Here is a 5,217-nt window from a genome sequence, read left to right as displayed (position 1 = left end):
ACTTGTATTTACATTACCACAATAGTAGAACGTTATCCGAATTATTTGACTGGCGAATTTATTCGCTACCTAGACGGTTCGCTCGGTTTCATCTCCCAGCTAAAGAGCGTGGGAGCCTTCACCCATCGCTTTTCCGGTAATATTAGAGTATTGAACTATGAGACTATATGAGACTGTACGATGACTAAACCTTTCTGCCCCACAGTAAAACACGACGGATTACACGATGATTCACTGCCAGCGGTACTAAAAATACCCTCCTCTTACCAAGAGATGAAGGGCAGCGCCTGGGAAGAATGGCTGATGAATCATAGAAAATTCCGCTTTGATACCGTAGTTGGCACATTCAGCGCTTATAAATCACAAGGATATTGGAAAGCCCAACGCCGCGTCGGTGGGAAACTCAGAGGTCAGCACTTGGGACAATCCCACGAGTTGATTTTCCCTAAGCTGGACGCGATCGCTAGTAAGCTAGCACTCAGACCTGCCAATTACGAGCAAGCCAAAGTCCGCCCATCGCGTTACCGATCGGAAGAGTTGACCGAGTTAAAGTCTCATGCAAATTGTGAGACTGAACAGAAGGCAATGTCACAGACCGTCGAGGTTCTCAAAAAAGAACGCGATGATTACCTCCAGAAGATAGATATATTGTTGAATCGTATTGAGGAACTGGAGCGTCAAGTCCTCACGCCGGAAAAGTGCGATCGCATTTTAGCCGCGCTCAGGGTAGGACGGCAATCACCGTTGTTCAAGCGTGTATCCAAGTTGCTGGTAGAAATTTATGGGCATTCGTGGAAGTGAAACACCGATGGTAAGTTACTCTGCCAAAATTTCCAAAAATTGAGACAGTAAACTCACCCCCCCCAAACTACTGCACTTCAAGTTAAACTCCTCCTGCTTGAAGTAGCTGTTGTGCGGTTAGGTTCAGCTCCTGTATTACAGAGGACTGAATTAGGTCTTCCCCACGAAAAACACCCAACTCCCGATAGATTCCGTCCGTAAGTTCCAAAACAGTAACGGTAGCTCGAGCTGGGTCAATCAACCAGTATTCGGGGATACCCCGGTCTTGATACTGTTTCCGTTTATCGATGTAGTCTCTCTCTCTATTACTGAGTCCAGGGCTAACCGCTTCAATGACCACTAGAGGCGGTTGCATTGAAAGCCTGATTGTGTTGCGTGGTCGTAACTGTTGGATATGCTCTTCCCGAATGACGGTAAGGTCGGGGTAGCGATTTTTGGGTTCTCCTTCAACTTCAAGCTCTAATCCCCATCGCACTCTTCGGTGTCCGATAAGTAGAACTAGCTGGAAATGAAGAAAACTGAGGATGGAGATATTTTCACCTGATTCTGGGGGCAATTCAATCAACTCTCCATTTAATAGTTCATAATGTTTATCTGTCCCATCGTCATAAGACAAGTATTCTTCAAAGCTGGAAAATCTAGGTTTGGCTTGAACCATAGTATGAATTCCTTAAAAACTATATCATCTAGCAGTCCTGTCACTTCCTGCTGATTTTTCCCCGATTATCGTCTTGATGTACTTCTCTGACTAAAGTTTAGAAGATTAGACAAGCGATCGCACTTTCTGCTTGTTAGTTTTTTAAAACTGCTTTTCGACAAACCTCCAGGCTGTCACCGTTCGGTTTTAAAAAACTCGAATCGTTTTCAGAGGACTACCAACAATCCCCTGGCGCAGCAGACTGGCAGCCACTCTAAAATTATCCTTCCAATATCGAGACCAACTTGACTGGCGTGTGCTGCCAGCGGGGGATTGAGCACAGCGGTCTATTGTCCGGGAACTAGCGAAGCAATTGATCAGAATTACTTATGAAGAATCTTGGTGAGCGCCGAAAAACTACCCAAGAAAAACTTATTCTTCACCTGTCACTACGCTAACAGCACAAAAATTTGGGTAAATAACTACAGATATGATAGATACACGATACACACAGACATGATATAATGAATGGTTTTCTACAAAATCACTGGATGTCCACTTACTGCTTGTTAATTTTTAAAAACCAATTTTTAAAAACCGTTCGGCAGTTAGTTATTGAATCAATAGGTGCTGATGTCTAGGAGCAGTAGAAGACGAAATCCAATCAGGGTGTGGATTTGATACGACAACCACCGCGATGAACTTATCGAAAACTAACCACCAGACTGGTAGATCGCTTCGCTCGATTTTCCGCTGCCAGCACGCGCCAGTTAATTTAGCTCCAAAGTCGTGGTGATAATCAAGGCGCGGCTGGCAGTCCGCAAGCCGGAAAATCGCTACCAGTCTTGATTGGCTTATGAGACAGTATGAGACTTATACAACGGGAACACTCCAGACCCAATCAACCCAGGGCCAAATTCCACCATAAGCCCCCTGGGGTCTACTCACCGTGTTGGTTTTCATCAAGTTTGATATAAAAAATAGCGTAACAAAACTGATACGCTATCTCTTTCATTTGTGTTCATTTAGAAAGTTAATTCAAAGAATCCTCAATGATTCCTGTTCCTCCACACGCAGGACAATCCTGATCTGATTCTGAGTCAATGAAAGTCCCATTTCCTTCTAACTCCATATCTTTTAGGAGTGCAACCCATCGAGGGTCTTTCATATCCCCATAGGCGTTGACCTTTATATCTGGGCTATTGATCATTACTACTGTTGATATGTGATAGCCCAACTCCTCAATCTCAAAAATTGAATCAATAAGACCACCCTGTTTTACCTGTTCTCTTAGAACATTTCGAGCCTTGTTCAAGCGTTCGATAGCCTCAAGCGATAAACCTTGTTTATTCCCTTTGCTCTTCTTAGATTTTTGTTTGTATCCTTTCATCAATGTTCTCCCAATTCTACTCCTATAATTTTATCAATTTGATACCAACAAAAATGGAAAGATTCTTTAAAAATTATGTTTTGATAAAATCTAACGATACGATGACTAAAGTCTCATAGTTGGTGTGAGACACAATCCTAGTTAGCCTCACAGACCGTTCAAGTTCTGGCAAAAGAATACCGTCTCGCGATCGCTGGCTAAGCGAAAGCTGCGGGGATGGCTTGCCGCAGGCGGGGCGCGTAGCCTGTCGGAGCGCCGCCGCGAAGCTTCCCCAGTACACCTGGGCGCCAGCCCAATACTATGTACTTGATAATTAAGTAATAACTGCATAATTTTAATTAGTCCTGTAAGGCTCTAGAAGGTTTATAAAATTTTGATAATGTACTCTCTTACCTAAACCAGGGTTAAGATGGCTTCTGGACTATCTCAGCAAGCGTGAGGATGATTTTAGCGATAGCGGTGTGAGTCTGGCTTTATCAGGCTTGATTGAATGTGATAACATTTGACTAGCCAGACGAACACAAAATCATCCCCGCTTGCGGCTAAGTTGCAAAGGTTATCCATTTAAAAATCCGAGTTATTACTAATGTATCAAGTAAATAGATGGGCTAACGCCCTGTACCGTGAAGCCCTGCCGCCCCTCGCCCTCCCTCGTGCCTCGGTCGCGCCGATGGGGGCGTCGGGGGCTTCCGCTGTCGCCTTACCGCTGTGAGAGTTTTGTACAAAATCGCTAAGGGGTCACCCGCTAACTCTCTCAGAGCCACCTAACAATAACACCTGACTACCCTTGACACAATTGAGATATTGTTATCTTAATCATTCCCGGTTATTTTCATGCAAACTCTTCAACAATCTTCTCGTTTACGTGAACAATTTCAAAGTCAGGTTAAGCAAAGTAAAGCAGCAGGTCGGAAAAAAGTTACTCAAAATTTTGATGGGACTTTCTTAGAAAGTTTTGTCTCAATTTCCTATAATGTTAATCAAATCCGCAACTCGATTAAAGGAACGCTCGGTGAATCGTTTGTCTCTTTATCACTGGCTTTCGAGTCTTTGCCTAATACCTGGTTCTGTTTTCCTAATGCCCTTATTCCAGTTGGCGATAAAGTGACAGAGGTTGACCGCTTGATAGTTAGTCCTAGTGGTGTGTTTTTAATTGAAGTCAAAAACTGGAAAGGGTCTTTTACTGCTTACCGTGATAACTGGAAACGCCGAGAGGGAAACAATTGGATACCACTTAAAGAAAGCCCCACAAAACAAAGTCTTTATCACCAGCGCTGCTTTTATAAATGGATACGCCCACTGGTTTCTACTCTGCCACGCGATTTTGTTCATGCCCCGGTGGTTTTTCCCTCAGCTAAATGGATTGGGGCTAAAGAATGTTGTGTTCCTGTATTAGATAGTCTTGGTAGCTTGAGGAGTTTTCTCCTTAAGACACAAGAATATCTAACACAAGAACAAGTTAATCAAATTGTCAAAGCTTTAAGCGAAGCGTGAATTAATCAAATTGAACGACGCTGAAGTTCACGAAATGTCCGCCGCAGCTTAAAACGCAATTTATCTATACATGGCTTAGCTTGGACAAAAAACGAATCAATTAAAAGAGTCGAACGAATGTTTGATTTTGATGAACTTTCTAACTCTTCTAAGCAAATATCCAGTAAACCAAACAAGAGAGAAATTTGGTCTACAGTATCCATACAGTCAAAAACGTCAGAACTCAATTTCGCGTGAGTTCTGTAATTGAAATCTGAACGACGACCCATAACTAACAAGCCCCTGTTTATGTTAATGAATTACTTTTCAGTGCCCAGTTCTCATGAAGAAATGGGACAAGAGGGGTAGGCTGGCTAGAAGCTAAAAGGTTAAGCCTACCCTTAATACTGGTTCGGGTTCAACTGTTTCAATCCTTAGTTCCCGTTCGAGAACTGCAAACCAGTAAACAGGCGATAGATTGGTAACCGTTAACGGTTTCGGTCATAATAAAACTGCTCCTTTGTTGTGTACGCAACAGGGAGTGTCGCTAGTGGGAGGTCAGATCTCCTGCTAGCCGCTTACCGTGTTGACTATAGACAATATAATAACTTTGTGCGTACAAGTCAATTGCCTAGAGGTCATGGGTAAGAATAAAGACGAACGGATTTACATTAGGGTTAGTAAAGAACAGAAGGAGAAGATAAAGAAGGAAGCGAGTAAAGAGGGAAAAACGGTATCAGAAAAAATGACTGAATACATTGATTCCCTCTAGAAATTTTACCGTTCAAGCGATGGGTGAAGGCTCCCACGCTCTTTAGCTGGGAGATGAAACCGAGCGAACCGTCTAGGTAGCGAATAAATTCGCCAGTCAAATAATTCGGATAACGTTCTACTATTGTGGTAATGTAAATACAAG

Annotated in this window: 7 protein-coding genes; 2 read left to right on the top strand and 5 right to left on the bottom strand. The window is 43.0% G+C overall.

The features are described 5' to 3' along the window. Positions 1-180 precede the first annotated feature (180 nt). Positions 181-801, top strand: a complete 621-nt coding sequence (locus tag RLO19_RS15110; protein ID WP_446357629.1) for a hypothetical protein — start codon at positions 181-183, stop codon at positions 799-801. 82 nt (positions 802-883) lie between these two features. Here the strand turns inward: RLO19_RS15110 and RLO19_RS15105 are convergent, their stop codons facing one another. From RLO19_RS15105 to RLO19_RS15095, 3 genes are all read right to left on the bottom strand, one after another. Next, positions 884-1,459: a Uma2 family endonuclease gene (locus RLO19_RS15105; RefSeq protein WP_446357627.1), complete on the bottom strand. Its 576-nt coding sequence runs from the start codon at positions 1,457-1,459 to the stop codon at positions 884-886. Positions 1,460-2,471: 1,012 nt separating this feature from the next. Then, complete coding sequence (locus tag RLO19_RS15100; RefSeq protein ID WP_446357625.1) at positions 2,472-2,828, bottom strand: hypothetical protein; 357 nt, start codon at positions 2,826-2,828, stop codon at positions 2,472-2,474. Between the two features lie 147 nt (positions 2,829-2,975). Next, positions 2,976-3,158: a hypothetical protein gene (locus RLO19_RS15095; RefSeq protein ID WP_446357623.1), complete on the bottom strand. Its 183-nt coding sequence runs from the start codon at positions 3,156-3,158 to the stop codon at positions 2,976-2,978. Positions 3,159-3,662: 504 nt separating this feature from the next. Between RLO19_RS15095 and RLO19_RS15090 the strand changes: the two genes are divergently transcribed. After that, on the top strand, positions 3,663-4,322 hold the full coding sequence (locus RLO19_RS15090) for a nuclease-related domain-containing protein (RefSeq protein ID WP_446357621.1): 660 nt from the start codon (positions 3,663-3,665) through the stop codon (positions 4,320-4,322). 5 nt (positions 4,323-4,327) lie between these two features. Here the strand turns inward: RLO19_RS15090 and RLO19_RS15085 are convergent, their stop codons facing one another. Next, the gene (locus RLO19_RS15085) at positions 4,328-4,549 is read right to left on the bottom strand and encodes a hypothetical protein (protein ID WP_446357619.1); all 222 of its coding nucleotides are present in this window, start codon (positions 4,547-4,549) and stop codon (positions 4,328-4,330) included. 429 nt (positions 4,550-4,978) lie between these two features. Further along, positions 4,979-5,217, bottom strand: a 239-nt coding sequence (locus RLO19_RS15080) for a hypothetical protein (RefSeq protein WP_446357617.1), incomplete at its 5' end; no start/stop codon positions are given.

This window comes from Coleofasciculus sp. G2-EDA-02 (assembly GCF_040226375.1).
Classification (GTDB): Bacteria; Cyanobacteriota; Cyanobacteriia; order Cyanobacteriales; family Coleofasciculaceae; genus Coleofasciculus.
This window is presented reverse-complemented; position numbering and strand designations above follow the sequence as displayed.

Bases quoted from the DNA above. Each gene is read 5' to 3' on its own strand.
- RLO19_RS15100 (WP_446357625.1), bottom strand. From the start codon at position 2,828: ATGAAAGGATACAAACAAAAATCTAAGAAGAGCAAAGGGAATAAACAA.
- RLO19_RS15105 (WP_446357627.1), bottom strand. From the start codon at position 1,459: ATGGTTCAAGCCAAACCTAGATTTTCCAGCTTTGAAGAATACTTGTCT.
- RLO19_RS15095 (WP_446357623.1), bottom strand. From the start codon at position 3,158: ATGCAGTTATTACTTAATTATCAAGTACATAGTATTGGGCTGGCGCCC.
- RLO19_RS15110 (WP_446357629.1), top strand. From the start codon at position 181: ATGACTAAACCTTTCTGCCCCACAGTAAAACACGACGGATTACACGAT.
- RLO19_RS15090 (WP_446357621.1), top strand. From the start codon at position 3,663: ATGCAAACTCTTCAACAATCTTCTCGTTTACGTGAACAATTTCAAAGT.